Below are 16,337 nucleotides of genomic sequence, written 5' to 3'. Positions count from 1 at the left end.
CGCCGCTTGTGAAACACTGCCCGGATGCCGCGTCGAGCTGCCCTGACCCGATCGCTCTTCGCCGCGTCAGCCGCGCTGCTGGCCTGCCTGGCCGCGACAGGGTCGTTCGGCGCCAGCGCCGCGCCGAAGACGGTGTGCACCGTCACCATCAACTCCTCCGACGAGAAAGACGCGTTCCAGCGCCATCTGCCGCGCGGCGACTACCGCTTCGTCGAACTGGTGCAGCGCGGGCAGCCGGACTGGCTGGCCTCGGCCTGCCGGAGCGGCGTGAGCTGCGACGCGCTGATCATCTCCGGCCATTTCGACGACGGCACCGAGTTCTACACCGACCGCTTCGACGACCGCGAATTCCTGACGGTGCACGAGATGCAGCGCGCTTCTTGCAGCGCGTCGTGCAACGGGCTGTTCTCGCAGCTCAAGGCGGTGTATCTGTTCGGCTGCAACACCCTGAAGTCGGCGCCGCGGCATGTTGCCTCGGCCGAGGTCGCGCGCAGCCTCGTGCATTCGGGCCATTCGCAGGCCGACGCCGACCGCCTCTCCGAGCTGTTGAGCGAGCGCTACGGCCAGAGCAATCGCGACCGGCTGCGCCACGTCTTCAAGGACGTGCCGGTGCTCTACGGTTTTTCGTCGAAGGCACCGCTCGGGCGCAGCGCCGGGCCGCTGCTCGAACGCTATTTCCAATCGGCGCCCGCGGGCGAAATCACCAGCGGCCGCGCCAGCCCGGCGCTGCTGAACCTGTTCGGGCCGAGTTCGATGATCGCCGTCGCCGGACTGACCGATGCCGATCCGCACGCGAGCTTCCGCCGCGACATGTGCGGCTTCGCGGACGAGCGGCACTCGGATGCGCAGAAGCTTGCCTTCATGCACGAGGTGCTGCAGCGCGACGTGACCGAAGTGCGCATGTTCCTCGATCATCTCGAGCGTTACGCCGCCTCGGTCGGCCCGGCACAGCGGCTGGTGCCCGAGGTGGCAGCAGCGCTGGCGGCGATCGAAGGCGACCGCCGTACGCGCGAGCGCTACCTTGCGTTTGCGCGCGACGCCGACGAAGCGGCGGTGCAGACCCGCATGATGGCGCTGGCGCGCAGCCTCGGGTGGCTGTCGCCGGCGCAGGAGCAGGCGGAGTTCCTGCGCATGATCGCCGACCGCATGGCCCGTGGCGGCCTGGGCAGGAACGAGGTCGATCTCGTCTGCGCGACCCAGCGCGAGCGCGAACCGGCCCTTGCGCGGCAGGTGCTGGCCACCGGTACGGTGCGACCCGGCAATGTGATGCATGCGGCGGTGCTGGCGTGCCTGGGAAGCGTGGAAGCGCACGAACGCACCGTTCGTGCACTGACGAGTTCGCAGGACGAGGAGGTCGCGGTCGCGCAGACCTACTTGCGTCACCGAGCGCTGGCCGACGTGAGTGAACTGCGTGCTGTCGCGTCGGGCATCGGGCGCATGACCGCCGCCAGCGCCCAGGTGCGCGCGCTCGAGACGCTGGCACGGCAGCGCCTGGCCGATGCGCAAAGCCTGCAGGAGATCGCCCGCCTGTTCCCGCTGGCCCGCTCGCTCGAAGTGCAGCGCGCCATCGCCGGCATCCTGATCCGCGCCGACTACAAGCTGCTGGCGCCGGCCGACCTGGCCCGCTCGCTGCGCCAGCACCGGCTGAAGTCACCCGACGGCAACGATGTGATCGATGTGCTGATTCGCCTGCTTCAGTCGAGCTAGCCGGAAGGCTCGAGGGCCAAGGGCACAGCGGCAGGCGTGCCCACTGGGGCCTCGTCAGCGCTCGATTGGGCCGCCGGCACCGGGGAGAAGGCGGCCCACAATCCCCGCATGACCCGTGCCGACCTCCACCTGCGCCAGGTCCTCGCCGCGATGGCCGGCCCCGCGGCGCGACCGCGCGAAGACCAGACCGCCGCAGTCGCCGCGCTGGTCGACCAGCGCGCCCGCGTCCTCGTCGTGCAAGCCACCGGCTGGGGCAAGTCCGCCGTCTACTGGGCCGCCACTTCGGCGTTGCGCGCCGCCGGCAAAGGCCCCACGCTGATCGTCTCGCCGCTGCTGGCGCTGATGCGTGACCAGGTCAGCGCCGCCGCTCAGGCCGGCCTGCGCGCGGCCACCGTCAACTCCACCAACCTCGACGATTGGGACGCGGTCTTCGACGATATCGCCAGCGACCGCCTGGACGTGCTGCTGGTCTCGCCCGAGCGGCTGGGCAACGCGGGTTTCGCGCGGCGCCTGCCCGGCCTGATCGCCGCGACCGGGCTGGTGGTGATCGACGAGGCCCACTGCATCTCCGACTGGGGCTTCGACTTCCGCCCCGACTACCAGCGCCTGGCGAAGACGCTGGTGGGCATCGGCGCCGACACGCCGGTGCTCGCCACGACCGCGACGGCCAACAGCCGCGTGACGCTGGACATCGCCCGCCAGCTCGGCCCGCAGACCTTGACCTTCCGCGGTTCGCTCGCGCGTTCGTCGTTGCGATTGGCCGTGGTGCCCGGGCTCGGTGCGTTGGAACGTTATGCCTGGGTCGCCGATGCGCTGGATCAGTTTGCGGGCTCCGGCATCGTCTATGCCCTCACGGTGGCCGAGACCGAGCGGCTGGCCGGCTTCCTAAGCGCCTGCGGCTTCGAGGTCGCGGCCTACCACGGGGGACTGGACACTGCCGTGCGTCAGGGCATCGAGGATGCGTTGCGCCGCAACGCGCTGAAGGCCGTGGTGGCGACCTCGGCGCTGGGCATGGGCTACGACAAGCCCGATCTCGCGTTCTGCATTCACGTCGGCTCGCCCGCCTCGCCGGTGGCCTACTACCAGCAGGTGGGCCGTGCGGGCCGGGCGCTGGACGACGCGGTGGCCGTGCTGCTGCCCGCCGAGACGGACGAGCAGATCTGGGCTTATTTCGCGACGGCGGGTGTGCCGGACGAACAGCGCGTGGGCAAGATCATCGGCGCGCTCGAGCAGCGGCCGCAGACCCTGGTGGAGCTGGAGAACGCCACCACGATCCGGCGCGGGCGGCTCGAGGGCCTGCTGAAGATCCTGGCCGTGGACGAGGTGGTGCAGCGCGACGGTTCGGCCTGGGCACTCACCGGCCGGCCGTGGACGTATGACGCGCAGCGTTGGCAGGCGCTGGCGCAGGTGCGCGAGCGCGAGGCCGGCCTGATGCGTTCGTTCGCCGGCGGCGCGGGCTGCCTGATGCGCTTCCTGCAGGAAGCGCTGGACGATCCCGACCCCAGCAACTGCGGGCGCTGCAGCGTGTGCACGGGCCGGCTGCCCGGTCCGGGGGCACGGCCCAGCGCCGAGCGCATCGAGGCGGCGCGCGTGTTCGCACGCGGCCAGGACGTGGTCATCGAGCCGCGCAAGCTGTGGCCGTCCGGCGTGGGTCGCAAGGGCCGCATCGCCGGCTGCAATGAGGGCCGCGCGCTGGCCTTTGCCGACGATCCCGGCTGGGCCGAGGTGCTGCTGCCGCTATTCACCAAAGCCGATGGGCCCGCGCCGCCGCAGGTGCTGGAGGGGGTGGTCGAGGTGCTCGGCCGATGGCGGCGCAGCTGGGGTCCGCGGCCGGTGGCCGTGGTGCCGATGCCCTCGGCGCTGCACCCGCAGTTGATCCGCTCGGTGGCCTTGCACGTGGCATCGGTGGGCAAGCTGCCGCTGGTCGATCCGCTGCGCCTGGTGGGCCCCACGCCGGGTGTCGACGCCGCGTCCGGCGCGAAGGTGGCGGCGCTGCTCGAGGCCCTCACGCTGCGGCCCGAGGTGGAGGTACCGGCCGGGCCGCTGCTGCTGATCGACGCCCGCTACCGCAGCGGCTGGTCCGCGACCGTGGCGGCCGCATTGCTGCGCGAGGCCGGTGCCACCGCGGTGCTGCCGCTGGTCTTGCACCAGCTGCCGTGACTGTGCGGGGCCTTCGAGCCTCCGACGTCGGAGCGTAGACTCGGCTCGCTGCTTGGCGAGGGAGGTGCAGCGCCGGCGGACTCTGCAGCGGTGCCGGCTGGCTGATCGAATGACGCGGTTTGGGGAAAGGGACCCACCGATGAAGAAGCCGTTCCTGTTGCTCCTGCTCATCGCCGCGATTGCATTTCTGCTGCCGCGAGACGCCTGGCCGCAGAAGGCCGAGGCGATGCACCGGATCGGGATCCTCGTCCCGGGCAAGCCGCCCGCGCCGGACGCGCCGAAGCCTCCTCCGAGCGAGTTGGTCCGCGTGTTCCAGGAGACCTTGGCCAAGCAGGGCTACGTGGAGGGAAAGAATCTCACGATCGAGCTTCGCATTGGCGAGTACGAGCGTCTGCCCGCACTGGCCAGAGAGCTCGAACGGCTGAAGGTCGAGGTGATCTGGGTCATTGGCACCCGGGCCGTCCGCATCGTGCAAGAGGTCGTGAAGCGCACGCCGCTCGTCATGTATTCCTGCGACCCGTTCGAGCATGTAGCGAAGCTGTCGCGCCCAGGAAGCAACGTCACCGGGACGACTTGCATGACGACGGAGCTCAGCCCGAAGCGGCTCGAGCTCCTGAAGGAACTGCTTCCCGAGGCAAGGCGGGTGGTGTTCTTCGGCGATCCCGAGGATGCGCCGCTGGGCTGGCGTCTGACGCGGGAGGCCGCGCCGAAGCTCGGCATTGCGATTCAGATGGTTCCGTACAAGGACCGCGACAGCATTCCGGCGGCCCTCGAGAAGATTGCGAAGATCAAGCCGGACGCCGTATTCGTCTACCCGGACGTGATCCTGGGCGCCCAGGCGCGCAAGCTCGCCCAGTTCTGGCTCGAGCATTCGCTGCCGTCCATGAATGCCTTTCCGTTCTTCGCCGACACCGGTGGCTTGATGGCGTACGGCGCCATCAACGCCGAAGTCGGCGCAATGATGGGCGGGCAGGTGGCGAAGATCCTCGATGGTGCGCGGCCGGGCGATGTTCCGGTTCAGCGGGCCACGCAGTTTCACCTGGTGATCAACCTGCAGACCGCGAAGGCGCTCGGGGTCAAGGTGCCGCAGTCGCTGCGCATCCGCGCCGACCGCGTGATCGAGTGACCGCTTCAGGCGAAACCATGAACAGACTGACGACCGCCCTGTTGAGGCTGTCGTACTGATGCGGTACGTGCCACGATGGCCTTTCTCTTGTGGTAGCCGCGCCATCACTAGCGCCGCCCTGCTTGAGCCGCGAGCCAGTCCTCGAAGTGGATCGCGCCGATGCGCGGGTTGGCCCCGGGCGTGAGCGTGCGATCGGAGAGCAGGCCGCCGAAGTAGCGCGCGTGCACGTCCGGCACGACCTTGCGCGTATCCTTCGTTCCGCGCACGAAGCGCCTGACCAGTTCGTCCAGTGGCATGGCCTCGGGACCGGCGACCTCGACCGTGCCGTTGACCGGCGGTGCGACCGCGACATCGGCCAGCGCCAGTGCCACGTCCTGCGCCGCGATCGGCTGGATCAGCGCCGGCGACAGGCGGATCTCGTCGCCGATGGTGGCCGACTGGGCAATGCCGCCGACAAACTCGAAGAACTGCGTGGCACGCAGGATGGTGTGGGGACGGCCGGACGCCTTGATGAGGTCTTCCTGCGCGACCTTCGCCCGGAAGTAGCCCGTGTCGGGAAGCCGTTCGCTGCCGACGATCGACAGGGCCACATGGTGGCGCACGCCGGCGGCAGCTTCCGCGGCCAACAGGTTGCGACCCGAGGTCTCGAAGAACTGGAGCACGGCCTGGTCTTCCCACACCGGCGCGTTGGCCACGTCGACGACGACATCGGCGCCGTCGACCGCCTGGGCCAGGCCCTCGCGGGTGATGGTGTCGACGCCGGTGCTGGGAGCGGCTGCGAGCACCTCATGGCCGCGCTCGCGCAGAATCCCGGCGAGCTTCTTTCCGATCAGGCCGGTGCCTCCGATGATGACGATCTTCATGGCTTTCTCTCCGTTCGTTCCGACCGCAACCGTTGCTGTCGGAGTGCGTGAAGATTGCCTGAGCGCCCCGGACAAGTCCTTGCCGGCACCTTGGTTCGGTCTTCAGAATGGCTTGGTTTTTCGTCCAGGCGCGCCGTGGCCATCGGCTTAGGGGAAAGCTGAAGTGCGGTTCCTGTTCGGTGACTACGTGCTCGACCCGGAACGGCGGGAGCTTTCGCATCGCGCGCAAGTCGTGCCAGTCGGGCCGCAGGTCTTCGATCTGCTGCTGCACCTCGTGAGGAACCGCGACCGCGTGGTCAGCAAGGACGACCTGCTGCAAGCGGTCTGGAACGGCCGCATCGTCTCGGAATCGACGATCACCAGCCACATCAACGGGGTTCGCAAGGCCGTCGGCGATACCGGCGAGGAGCAGCACCTGATCCGCACGGTCGCCCGCAAGGGCTTCCGCTTCGTCGGCGAGGTCCAGGTCGGCGAGCTCGGGGAAGCGCGACTGCGCGGCGCTTCAGGCGTGCGCGAACGCAGCGCCGGTGAGTCGAGGGAAGCGCCGTCCGCGCTCGTTCTTCCGGACAAGCCCTCCATTGCCGTCCTGCCCTTCCACAACCTGAGCGGCGATCCGGAGCAGGAGTACTTCGCCGACGGCGTGGTGGAGGACATCATCGCGGCCTTGTCGCGCATGCGCTGGCTGTTCGTCATCGCGCGCAATTCGAGCTTCACCTACAAGGGCCGGGCAGTGGACGTGAAGGACGTCGGCCGCGAGCTCGGCGTGCGCTACGTGCTGGAAGGCAGCGTGCGCAAGACCGGCAGCAAGGTGCGCCTCACCGGGCAGCTCATCGACGCCACGACCGGGACGCATGTCTGGGCCGAGCGCTTCGAAGGCACCCTGGACGACATCTTCGAGCTGCAGGACCAGATGGCGGAAAGCGTCGTCGGCGCGGTCGCGCCGCAGCTCGAACGGGCCGAGATCGAGCGCGCCAAGCGCAAGCCGACGGACAGCCTGGACGCCTACGACTATTACCTGCGCGGCATCGCGAAGCTGCACAGCGGCACTCACGAATCCATCGACGCGGCGCTGCCCTTGTTCAGCAAGGCCATCGAGCTCGATCCGGAATTTGCATCGGCCTATGGCATGGCCGCCTGGTGCCATTTCTGGCGCAAGGTGAATGGCTGGACGACCGATCGGCACTGGGAGACTGCGGAGGGCACCCGCCTGGCAAGGCTGGCGGTGGAGATCGGCCGGGACGACGCCGTGGCACTCACGCGAGGAGGCCATGCCCTCGCGCATCTCGCCGGCGACCTCGATGGCGGCATCGCGCTGCTGGACAGAGCCGTGCTGCTCAATCCGAACCTCGCCCCCGCATGGTTCCTGGGTGGGTTCCTGCGCGCGCTCCACGGTGAAGCAGACGCCGCGATCGAGCATCTGGCGCATGCCATTCGCCTGAGTCCGCTGGATCCGGAACTGTTCAGGATGCAGGCCGGAATGGGGTTGGCCCATTTCTTCGCGGGTCGCTTCGACGCCGCTTCGGCTTGGGCCGAAAAGGCCGTCGGCAATCTGCCCAGCTTCCTGGCTGCGGTCAGCGTGGTGGCCGCGAGTCATGCGCTCGCCGGACGAATGGACAAGGCGAAGCAGGCGATGCAGCGCGTGCGCACGCTCGATCCGTCGCTTCGGATCTCCAATCTTGCGGAGTGGCTTCCGATCCATCGCCCGGAAGACCTGGCACAGCTCGCGAATGGACTGCGGCTGGCCGGGCTGCCCGAGTGACCTTCACCGCTATCTGGCGCTGAAACGGGCGGGCCTGCTTTAGAAGCGCCGCCCGCCCAGGTTCACTTCACCAGCGTGAACAACGCCGCGTGGGCGATGTTGCCGCCGCCGGCGCTGACTTCCAGATACGCCTGCTGGCCACCGGCCGAGGCCCCCTTGCTGGAGCTCATCGTCACCGTCACGTTCGCCTTCGCGCCGGCAGCCAGCGTCAGCGACGCCGGGTTGACGCCGTAGACCACGCCGCTCGCGGGCTGGCCGCTGACGCCGAGCGAATAGGTCTGCGCCGCCCCGCTCAGGTTGGTCAGCGTGACGCTCATCTGGCGCGTCTGCCCGCTTCCCGATGGCACCGCGCCGAAGCTCAGGCTCACCGGGTCGAGCGCCACCTTGGCGTTCACGGCGGCGAGCAGGTTCTCGCGCCCGGCGCCGTTGATGTTGACGTTGTCCTGCAGCGCGCCATTCGAGAAGCTGCGCAGCACGCCGCGCTCGGCGGTGTTGACGATGGCCGAGCGCACGTCGGCGGCCGACCAGCCGGGGCGCTGCTGGCGCACCACCGCGGCCGAGCCCGCCAGGTGCGGCGTCGCCATCGAGGTGCCATTGAAGAACGCAAAACACGGCGGAGCGGCGCAGAACGTGTGCGGGATCGAGCTCAGCACGTTGGCGCCGGGTGCCACCACGTCGGGCTTGACGCGGAAGTCGACGTCGGTCGGCCCCTGGCTGCTGAACCCGGCCATGATGTCGGCGTTGACCGTCTGGAAATACTGCAGCGCCGCACCGATGGTGGCGGGCGAGCCGTCGAGCGTCTTCAGCGCCTGGCCGGCCGCCTGCGACACCATGTAGGCGGGAATGGTCGGCTGGCTCGGCAGGCCGTCGGTGCCCATGGCGCTCGGGTCGCCGAAGCCGTTGTTGGCGACCAGCGTCGCCACTGCGCCGGCGGCCTCGGCGTTGCGGATCTTGACCGAGAAGAAGCAGGTCCCGCGCGACACCAGCGCGATCCGCCCGAGCAGCGAGTTCGCCGGCAGCGCGGCGCACGCATCGCCGAGCCCGCCGATCGGACCGGCGACGACGCCGAGCGCTGCGGTCAGGTCGGCGCTGACGACGGCGAAGTCGCCCGACGCCGCGCCGTAGGTGTTGCCGCCGGCGGTGACCGGTGTGCCGATGAAGTGCGGCACCGTGCTGGCCCCGGCCGTCAGCGCGCGCGCCGCCGAGCCGGGAGACGACACCGTGAACAGCCCCGGCCCTTCGTTGCCCGCCGCCACCGCGACCACCATGTTGGCCTGGTCGAGGTTGTCGACCGCGATCGTCAGCAGGTCCTGCGCGCCGTGCGCGCCGCCGCCCAGGCTCATGTTGGCGACGTCGAAGCCGTCGGCGTAGGCCGCTTCGAGCGCATTCATGATGTCCTCGGAGCGTGCGTTGCCGACGTCGCCGGGAAACACGTTGTAGTTGCCGAGCAGCGCACGCGGCGCGACGCCGGACATGTCGTAGGTGACCACCCCGTTCACCGGCGCGGGCGTGCCGAAGTTGCAGGCCACCGTGCCGGCGACGTGGGTGCCATGGCTGTCGATCGCCTCGGCGCTGAAGTGTTGCTGCGGCACCTTGTTGTTGAAGACCTTGGCGGCGATGACCTTGTTGTTGGTGAAGTTGCGGTTGCCGAGCTGCGTCTGCGCCGGATAACCCGCGTCGCTGAAACACGGGTGCGTGGTGTCGATGCCGCTGTCGACGATGGCGACCTTGACACCCGCACCGGCGCCGGCCGGGCCGCCGGCCTGTGCCCAAGCCTCGGGCGCATCGATCAGCGCCAGGTCGGGGTCGGTGACCTTCGGGTAGTACAGGCCCTGGTATTGCGCATGTTTGACCATCGGCGTCGCCGACACCTGGGCCAGCGATGCGCCATTGAGCTGCACCGCGACCGCGTTCAGGGCGATGTCGAACTCGCCGGTCACCTTGGCACCGGGTACGTTCGCGCGCAGCCAGGCCTTGTAGTCATTGCGCAGCGCCGACAGCTGGGCCCGGTAGGACCGGGTCGTGTTGCTGCTGAAATCGACCTTCTTGCCCTTGGCCGGCCTGGTCTTGACATAGGTCGCGAGCGGGTCGCCGTTGAGCTGGACCAGCGCCGTGCTGGTGTCCTGGCGCGGCCGGGTGGACACGTTGGCATCGCTGTTCTGGCCGGGCGCGGCCAGTGCCGGCGTGGCCGGTAGCGACAAGGTGCCGGCAACGGCGAGCGCCAATGCGAGCGGGGTCAGGCGACGAGCGACAGGGGTGGGGGTCATGGTGGCGATCCTTCGAGATGGCGTGCCGCCACCTTCGTGAGGCGGGGCACGACGGGACAGGGACGAGGGGAGACTATTCGCCACCCCGACCCTGTCGAGTCGGAGATACCCGGACCTGCCCGTGGATGCGGGCCCCCGCTCATCCGCCCCCCGGAGGATTGCGCCCCTCCCCCCACAGCCCCATCATGTCCCCCTGCGGTCCCAGGGACGGGGCTTTATGAAACGCAACGCCGCAGCTATCGAACCCGACACCGGCTTCACGCTGGACGAGTCGCTCCTGCAGCACCGCAAAGCCGCCAACGCGCGCCGCCTCTACACCCGCCAGATCCCCGCCCTGCGCGCCATCGGCTTCGTCATCCTGTGCATCATGGCCGTGCTGCAGGACTGGCGCAGCGGCGCGCCGTTTCCCCAGCCGCCGCTGTTGGCCCTCGTCGCGGTGAACCTGTCGTACGCCGCCGGCGCCGGGCTCGTGCTGCGCTTCGGCTACGGCCGCAGCGGCCGCGTCGACCTGAGCCTGCTGCTGTTCCACCTGGACATCCTGGTCTGGATGGGCAGCCTGCACCACCTGGAGAGCGGCAACCTGTTCTTCGCCTACTTCCTGCTGATCCGCGTCGTCGACCAGGTCGGCAACGGCTTCCGGCGCGCGCTGTACTTCGGGCATGTGATCACCGCGGCCTACCTGGGCTACTCGGTCTGGATCAGCCTGCACGATCCGGCACGCGCGTTCTGGCCCGATCGCTTGGGCATCGCCGTCACGCTGTACCTGCTGGGCCTGTACCTGTCGCTGGCCGGCCTGGTGACCGAGCGGCTGCGCCAGCGTACGCAGCAGGCGATCCACGCCGCGCGCTCGCTGGTCGTCAGCCTCGAGCAGAAGGCGCAGGCGCTGGAGCAGCAGGCGGTGGAGCTGCGGCAGGCGCGCCTGAATGCCGAGCAGGCGAACCTCGCAAAGTCGCAGTTCCTGGCGGTCACCAGCCACGAGATCCGCACGCCGATGAACGGCATCCTCGGCGCGGCCGAGCTGCTCATCGCCTCGCCGCTCACGCCCACGCAGCAGCGCTACGTGCGCACGGCGCACCGCTCAGCCACGGCGCTGCTGGCGCTGATCGACGACGTGCTCGACCTGTCGCGCATCGAAGCCGGCAATCTCACGCTCAACCTCGCCGGCGTCGACCTGCGCGCCCTCGCCGCCGAGGCGGTGGAGCTGGTGCAGATCACCGCGCGCGACAAGCCGATCGTGTTGTCCGGCACGGTGTCGCGCTCGCTGCCGGCGCGGGTGCTGGCCGATCCGGTGCGCCTGCGCCAGCTGCTGGTGAACCTGCTGCACAACGCCGTCAAGTTCACCGAGCGCGGCTCGGTGATCCTGGAGGTCCGGGTGCTCGAGCCCGCGCCGCTGCGCGTGCGCCTGTCGGTGCACGACACCGGCATCGGCATCGCGCCGGAGCAGGTGGAGTCGATCTTCGGCGCCTTCACCCAGGGCGACAGCTCGAGCACCCGGCGCCACAGCGGCAGCGGCCTGGGGCTGGCCATCGTCAAGGAACTGGCCGAATTGATGGGCGGCCAGGTGCGCGTGGAGAGCCGCGTCGGTTCAGGCTCGCACTTCTGGGTCGACCTGCCGCTGGCGGAGGCACCGGCCGAAACGCCGCTGCCGGCCGCGCACGATGCCGCCGACGACGGCCACGCCGAGCTGTCCGTCTCGGTGCTGCTGGCCGAGGACGACCTGACGAACCAGATGCTGGTCGAGCAGATGCTGCGGCAGCTCGGCTGCGAGGTCGACGTGGTGGCCGATGGCGACGCCGCCCACACGGCCGCCGCGCTGGGCCACTACGACATCGTGTTCATGGACTGCCACATGCCGGTGATGGACGGCTACGAAGCCGCGCGCCGCATCCGCCACGCCGAGCGGCCGAACGGCGCGCATCTGCCCATCGTCGCGCTCACGGCGGATTCGCTGGCGACCGACCGCGACCGCTGCATCGAAGCGGGCATGGACGGCTTCCTGACCAAGCCGGTCAGCAGCGCGCAGCTCTCGGCCGCGATCGAGCGCTGGACCGGGCAGCGGACGAATCCGGCCACGCAGTGGTGATTCGTGGTCCGCCGGCGTCAGTGCCCGTGCCCGTGTCCGCTGCCCGAGCGGATCTGCCCGCGAATCTCCCCACCTGGCGACGTGGCGGTGTGCACGTTGACGTACGCGACGCCCGCGCGGAACGCGGCCACCAACTCGGCCAGCTCGCCGGCGCCCAGCTGCTGTGCGCCGCCCGGCCCGACGATGCTGGCCGCGTTGATGATGCCGCCGGACGAGAACGCCGGGCTGCTGCACACCGGCGTGAAGCCCGCCACCGCGGCGGGCGCGGGGTTGGCGGCCGACTGGCACAGCCAGACCATGATGCCGCCGTTGACACCGCGCTGCCCGAGGTGGATGTGCGCCTGCAGCACTGTCGCCTGCATGTCGGCGTAGCTGAACTCGTACTCGATCTCGTTCGTCTGGCTGTTGATCTTCGCCTTGAATTCGCCGCTGCCCTTGGTCGAGACAACCGGCACTTCCTGGAAGCCGCTCAATTGGGCGCCGACCGTGCGGTTGTCGTTCCCGCCCTTGTCGGCCAGGGCCGACCCGCCGGACAGGACAGCCAGGGCCGCCAATGAACACGCCAGGACAGGATTTCGAAGCTCGAAGGTCATGGAGGTCTCCCGCGTGATGACCACGCACGTGCGTTGTTCGGGCACCGGACCGACACGCCGCCGATCCTGGGCGCCTGACGGTGTACGGGCGCCGGGCGGCCGCCATTCCACGGCATCGTGCGCTGAAGGTCCATCGATCCGGCCTTCAGTCCGGCGGCCGTCGAAGGCGCCGTCGCGCAAACAGCAACAGCACCGCTGCGAGCGAGACCAGATAGAACACCGGCCATCGAGATTCGACGATGAGTTCCCGCAGCGACGGAGGATCGATAGCGCAAGCGGTTGCGCCCTCCACCTCTGCCAAGCGAATCCGTTGACCGGAGACGACCGACGGCCCCACTGCGTCGGCCAAGTGAGCCAGGCATGCGCGAACGCCGGCTTGGAACCGCCAGTACCGCGCCTCGTCCGCCCCCGCGAGCCGATTCAGCAGCCTCTGTGCGACGAGTGCCGCGGAGGCGTACTGAGCGCGGGCCAATGATGACTGGCGATCGGCCCGCGATCGGTCGAAGGCCGCCAGGATCGATGCGGTTCGACGCTCGACCTCGAGGTTGGCCAGGTAGGCATCGCGATGGAAGCTGGGCGCGGCCTGATCGCTGATTGTCAACTCCGGATGATCGAGGAGATAACCTCGGGTCAGCCGATCCACTTCGCGGCTGGCGTCGATCTGCGCCGCGCGCAGCTCCGACAGATACGCAAGCCGCGATGGCGCGGGGTAGGACGCTTCAGCCGCGGCAGCCAGCACGGCAGGCAGGACAAGCACGACCGCCGTCCAAGCGGCGACAAGGCTCGCGGCCACGGCCTCCGTGCGCCGGTACCACGCAACGGCAAGGGCGATAAGGCCCAACCAGACACCGGCGTAAAGACCGGTGGCCGCCAGCCAGAGGAGATAGAAGATCCAGGATTCGACCGGTGCCGCCGAGGCCGCGTACGCTGCGCTCGCCAGCATCAAGGGCAGCACGATCCAGGTGTTTCGAAGGATCAGCCGCCACCCCGCCAGGCTTTCCAACCGGGCGCCTTGTGCCAGCAGCAGGCGCAAGGTGCCGCGGGCGCGCTCGCGCCCGAGCGTGTCCGAAGACACTGCAATCATCAGCAACGGCAGCAGCACGATGGTGACGAAGTTCAGGTCGAAGCGACCCAGCGCCAGGAGCGTCGGGTTCTGAAACTGGTAGGCCGGGAACACCGTGGCGGACGTGTTCCAGGGCGATAGCGTGGCCTGCGAGGGCAGCAGCTCGCGCAGGCCGAGGGCGAAAGCGGGCAGCGGCCCCGGCGCCAGCGCCACGGGCACGCTCAAGTTCATCGGCTGCGCTTCGTGGGGCGACTTGGCGATGCCCGTGGCTTCGATGCGCACCAGTGCGCCCCTCCACGCTTCGAATGCCCCCTGTACAGCGCGGGCATGCGCTTGCCGGGCGCGCTCGTCCAGCGCGTGCTGGCTCTCGCCGGCCACGAGCGCGCACACGCTGAGGGCGAGCATCAGCACGAACGCGAGGCCGCCAGCCGGGGTGGCGAAGAAGATCCGGCATTCAAGGCGCAGCGTCGCGAGGATCATTCGGCGATGCTCCGCAAGTGGGCTCGGGCGACGGCGAACCAGGCGAATGCCAACGCCGCGATCAACTGCACCAGCAGCGTGAGCGCCGTCTCGGCGTACGGTGCCTGGGCCAAGGTGAACGGAACCGGCGTGTGCTGAAAATCAGCCACGGCACGCCACAAGCGTTCGTCCGCGGTGTAGCCGGTGCCATCGTGGCCGGCGTGGGCCTGGATGTCGGCGTTGAGCTGCTTCATGATGCGCCGCCGCTGCAGCTCGGCGTCGCGCACGAAGGCGGTGTGATGAAGACGGTCGCTTGCCGCGAGGCCCGACGACAGCACGCCCAGCGCCAGGCCGGGCGATGCCCATGCCACTCGCGCGAGCACCGACTCCTGCGCGGCGTGGCGCGCACTCATGGACGCGTAGAACGCGTCGAACCTCGGCTGCGCCCGTTCTTCGCTGAGCTGCAGCTGCAGCCCCAGGTAATTGAAGGGCAGGTCCTGAGCCCGCTCCACGCCGTGGCGAACCAGCACCTGCGCGAGTTGCCTGGACTGAAACGCGCGGTCCGACCACAGGCTGTCCGCCGATGCGGCCAGGGCAGTCCTGAACGTCTGCGCGTCGGGCTCGGGATGGCGCTCGAGCGCCAGGTCCGTACCCAGGCGCGGCACGACGATCGCCGTGGCGAGCCAGAGCACCATCAAGGCGAGCAGTGCGGTGCGACGCTGCCTGCACAGCGCAGAGACGCCCAGCGACACCAGCGCGAAGATCAACAGGCCGCCTCCGTAGGCCAGCAAGAGCCCGGCTGACCGCAGAGCCAGGTCCGGCAGCGCGGGCGTGTGCGCGCAGGAGGCCGCGACGACCAGGGCGGCCGCCACCGCAGGCAGCAGCACGACGGCCAGGGCGGCCACCGCGGCGCCAAGTTTGCCGGCGACCACCGCGGCAGTCCCCGCGCCCGCGGCGGCGAGGTGCCGGAAGGTGCCGTCTTCGCGCTCGCCGGCAATCGCCGGATGGAGTGCGATGAGGAGCAGGAGCGGGGCGACGACCTGAAGAAGCCAGGCTGGCGTCAAGGCGGCCAGGCGCAGATCCGCAGCCTGGTCCTCGGCGCGGCGATAGACGGGAGGGCTTTGCTGATGCGCCTCCATCCACACGGCCAGGCCCGCGTGATCGACCACGCCGGGATCGAAAGCGGCCAGCGGCGACATGGACTTGAAGGCATAACGCGAGAAATGCGCGGCAGCGTGCGGATTGCGCACGCCCTGTGCATCCCACAGCACTCGATCGGCCGCCTGGGCCGAGTGCCGTTCGAACTCGAAGCGCTCCACCCGCTGGACCGCGAGCAGCGCCGCCGCCGGTACCGCCACGAGCAACGTCAACGCAAGCCAGCCGGCGGTTCGATGGCGCCACAGCAGGCGCAGCTCCTTGATCAGCAGCGCCCGGATCATGTCGCGCCCTCCCGCGGCATCTTCATGTGATCGAGGTAGATGCGCTCCAGCTCACGTGCATCGACGGTGGCGGCGCTCACCTGCTCCACCAGCCGGCCCTGTTTCATGATGCCTATGCGCGTGCCGACTTCCTTGGCGCGGAACAGATCGTGCGTGGCCATCAGGACGGCGCGCCCGTCCTGCCCGAGTGCCGCGAGCAGGCCACAGAAGGCATTGGCAGCCATCGGATCCAGGCCGGAGAGCGGCTCGTCGAGCAGCAGGCAGCGGGCGTCCTTGGCCAGTGCGATGGCGATGCCCACTTTCTGGCGCATGCCCTTGGAGTACGTGCCCGCCGCTTGGCCCGCGCTGGCCGCATCGAGGCCCACGCGCTCCAGCAGCTGCACGAGTTCGACCACCCGTCGGCGCCCGCCGGCCATGCGGTCGAAGAACGCCAGGTTCTCCAGGCCGCTGAGGGAGGGGTACAGCGCCACCTGCTCCGGGATGTAGGCCAGCGCCCGGCGCGCCGAGCGGGTGGCCTTGGCGACATCGATTCCATCCACCAACGCCGTTCCGCCCGTGGGCGTGAGGAAGCCGAGAAACAGATTGAGGGTGGTGGTCTTGCCAGCGCCGTTCGCGCCCAGCAGGCAGACGATCTCTCCCGCACCGACCTGGAGATCCAGGGGGTGCAGGGCGGTGACTTGTCCAAACGACTTGGTCAAGCCCTGGGCATCCAGCAAGGCATGCATCGAAGTCCTCCGTGTGAACGGAAGGCTAGGCGGCGCGTGCTGCGGAATCTGTGCCGGCCGCGGGCCCGATGGTCGCAACCTGTGCCCCGCGCG

At 69.5% G+C, this 16,337-nt stretch carries 11 protein-coding genes; 5 read left to right on the top strand and 6 right to left on the bottom strand.

Features of this window, described 5'->3' with window-relative positions; translation table 11 throughout:
* Positions 1-24: 24 nt before the first annotated feature.
* The 3 genes from HLB44_RS08905 (at position 25) to HLB44_RS08895 (ending at position 4,993) form a co-directional block, all read left to right on the top strand.
* Entirely contained in the window at positions 25-1,707 is a 1,683-nt protein-coding gene (locus HLB44_RS08905) for a hypothetical protein (protein WP_173122182.1), read from the top strand.
* 108 nt (positions 1,708-1,815) lie between these two features.
* Complete coding sequence (locus HLB44_RS37760; RefSeq protein WP_173122181.1) at positions 1,816-3,867, top strand: RecQ family ATP-dependent DNA helicase; 2,052 nt, start codon at positions 1,816-1,818, stop codon at positions 3,865-3,867.
* Between the two features lie 139 nt (positions 3,868-4,006).
* Entirely contained in the window at positions 4,007-4,993 is a 987-nt protein-coding gene (locus HLB44_RS08895; RefSeq protein ID WP_173122180.1) for an ABC transporter substrate-binding protein, read from the top strand.
* Positions 4,994-5,100: 107 nt separating this feature from the next.
* Here HLB44_RS08895 and HLB44_RS08890 read toward each other — a convergent pair whose 3' ends face one another.
* Positions 5,101-5,856, bottom strand: a complete 756-nt coding sequence (locus HLB44_RS08890; RefSeq protein WP_173122179.1) for an SDR family oxidoreductase — start codon at positions 5,854-5,856, stop codon at positions 5,101-5,103.
* Positions 5,857-6,019: 163 nt separating this feature from the next.
* Between HLB44_RS08890 and HLB44_RS08885 the strand changes: the two genes are divergently transcribed.
* A complete protein-coding gene (locus HLB44_RS08885) occupies positions 6,020-7,615 on the top strand; it encodes a winged helix-turn-helix domain-containing protein (protein WP_173122178.1) in 1,596 nt (531 codons plus the stop codon).
* A gap of 62 nt (positions 7,616-7,677) precedes the next feature.
* Here HLB44_RS08885 and HLB44_RS08880 read toward each other — a convergent pair whose 3' ends face one another.
* Positions 7,678-9,882: a S8 family serine peptidase gene (locus tag HLB44_RS08880; RefSeq protein WP_173122177.1), complete on the bottom strand. Its 2,205-nt coding sequence runs from the start codon at positions 9,880-9,882 to the stop codon at positions 7,678-7,680.
* A 217-nt stretch (positions 9,883-10,099) separates the two neighbouring features.
* On the opposite strand from HLB44_RS08880, the gene HLB44_RS08875 reads away from it, so the two are divergent.
* The gene (locus HLB44_RS08875) at positions 10,100-11,965 is read left to right on the top strand and encodes an ATP-binding protein (RefSeq protein WP_173122176.1); all 1,866 of its coding nucleotides are present in this window, start codon (positions 10,100-10,102) and stop codon (positions 11,963-11,965) included.
* Between the two features lie 17 nt (positions 11,966-11,982).
* Here HLB44_RS08875 and HLB44_RS08870 read toward each other — a convergent pair whose 3' ends face one another.
* The 4 genes from HLB44_RS08870 to HLB44_RS08855 all read right to left on the bottom strand — a co-directional run bounded on the left by HLB44_RS08870 (position 11,983) and on the right by HLB44_RS08855 (position 16,244).
* Positions 11,983-12,558, bottom strand: coding sequence for a CHRD domain-containing protein (locus HLB44_RS08870; RefSeq protein ID WP_173122175.1), 576 nt, complete (start codon positions 12,556-12,558; stop codon positions 11,983-11,985).
* Positions 12,559-12,703: 145 nt separating this feature from the next.
* Positions 12,704-14,101, bottom strand: a complete 1,398-nt coding sequence (locus tag HLB44_RS08865; protein ID WP_173122174.1) for a DUF3526 domain-containing protein — start codon at positions 14,099-14,101, stop codon at positions 12,704-12,706.
* Positions 14,098-15,519: a DUF3526 domain-containing protein gene (locus tag HLB44_RS08860; protein ID WP_173122173.1), complete on the bottom strand. Its 1,422-nt coding sequence runs from the start codon at positions 15,517-15,519 to the stop codon at positions 14,098-14,100. The genes HLB44_RS08865 and HLB44_RS08860 overlap by 4 nt, the downstream gene beginning before the upstream one ends.
* Positions 15,516-16,244, bottom strand: a complete 729-nt coding sequence (locus tag HLB44_RS08855) for an ABC transporter ATP-binding protein (RefSeq protein WP_343051257.1) — start codon at positions 16,242-16,244, stop codon at positions 15,516-15,518. Before HLB44_RS08855 ends, HLB44_RS08860 begins: the two co-directional genes overlap by 4 nt.
* Positions 16,245-16,337: the final 93 nt, after the last annotated feature.

The sequence above is a fragment of the Pseudaquabacterium terrae genome (assembly GCF_013266755.1).
GTDB lineage: Bacteria > Pseudomonadota > Gammaproteobacteria > Burkholderiales > Burkholderiaceae_C > Pseudaquabacterium > Pseudaquabacterium terrae.
The sequence above is the reverse complement of the archived record's forward strand: the minus strand, read 5'-3'. Positions and strand labels throughout refer to the sequence as shown.

Bases quoted from the DNA above. Each gene is read 5' to 3' on its own strand.
- HLB44_RS08905 (WP_173122182.1), top strand. From the start codon at position 25: ATGCCGCGTCGAGCTGCCCTGACCCGATCGCTCTTCGCCGCGTCAGCC.
- HLB44_RS37760 (WP_173122181.1), top strand. From the start codon at position 1,816: ATGACCCGTGCCGACCTCCACCTGCGCCAGGTCCTCGCCGCGATGGCC.
- HLB44_RS08890 (WP_173122179.1), bottom strand. From the start codon at position 5,856: ATGAAGATCGTCATCATCGGAGGCACCGGCCTGATCGGAAAGAAGCTC.
- HLB44_RS08880 (WP_173122177.1), bottom strand. From the start codon at position 9,882: ATGACCCCCACCCCTGTCGCTCGTCGCCTGACCCCGCTCGCATTGGCG.
- HLB44_RS08870 (WP_173122175.1), bottom strand. From the start codon at position 12,558: ATGACCTTCGAGCTTCGAAATCCTGTCCTGGCGTGTTCATTGGCGGCC.
- HLB44_RS08855 (WP_343051257.1), bottom strand. From the start codon at position 16,244: ATGCATGCCTTGCTGGATGCCCAGGGCTTGACCAAGTCGTTTGGACAA.
- HLB44_RS08875 (WP_173122176.1), top strand. From the start codon at position 10,100: ATGAAACGCAACGCCGCAGCTATCGAACCCGACACCGGCTTCACGCTG.
- HLB44_RS08860 (WP_173122173.1), bottom strand. From the start codon at position 15,519: ATGATCCGGGCGCTGCTGATCAAGGAGCTGCGCCTGCTGTGGCGCCAT.
- HLB44_RS08865 (WP_173122174.1), bottom strand. From the start codon at position 14,101: ATGATCCTCGCGACGCTGCGCCTTGAATGCCGGATCTTCTTCGCCACC.
- HLB44_RS08895 (WP_173122180.1), top strand. From the start codon at position 4,007: ATGAAGAAGCCGTTCCTGTTGCTCCTGCTCATCGCCGCGATTGCATTT.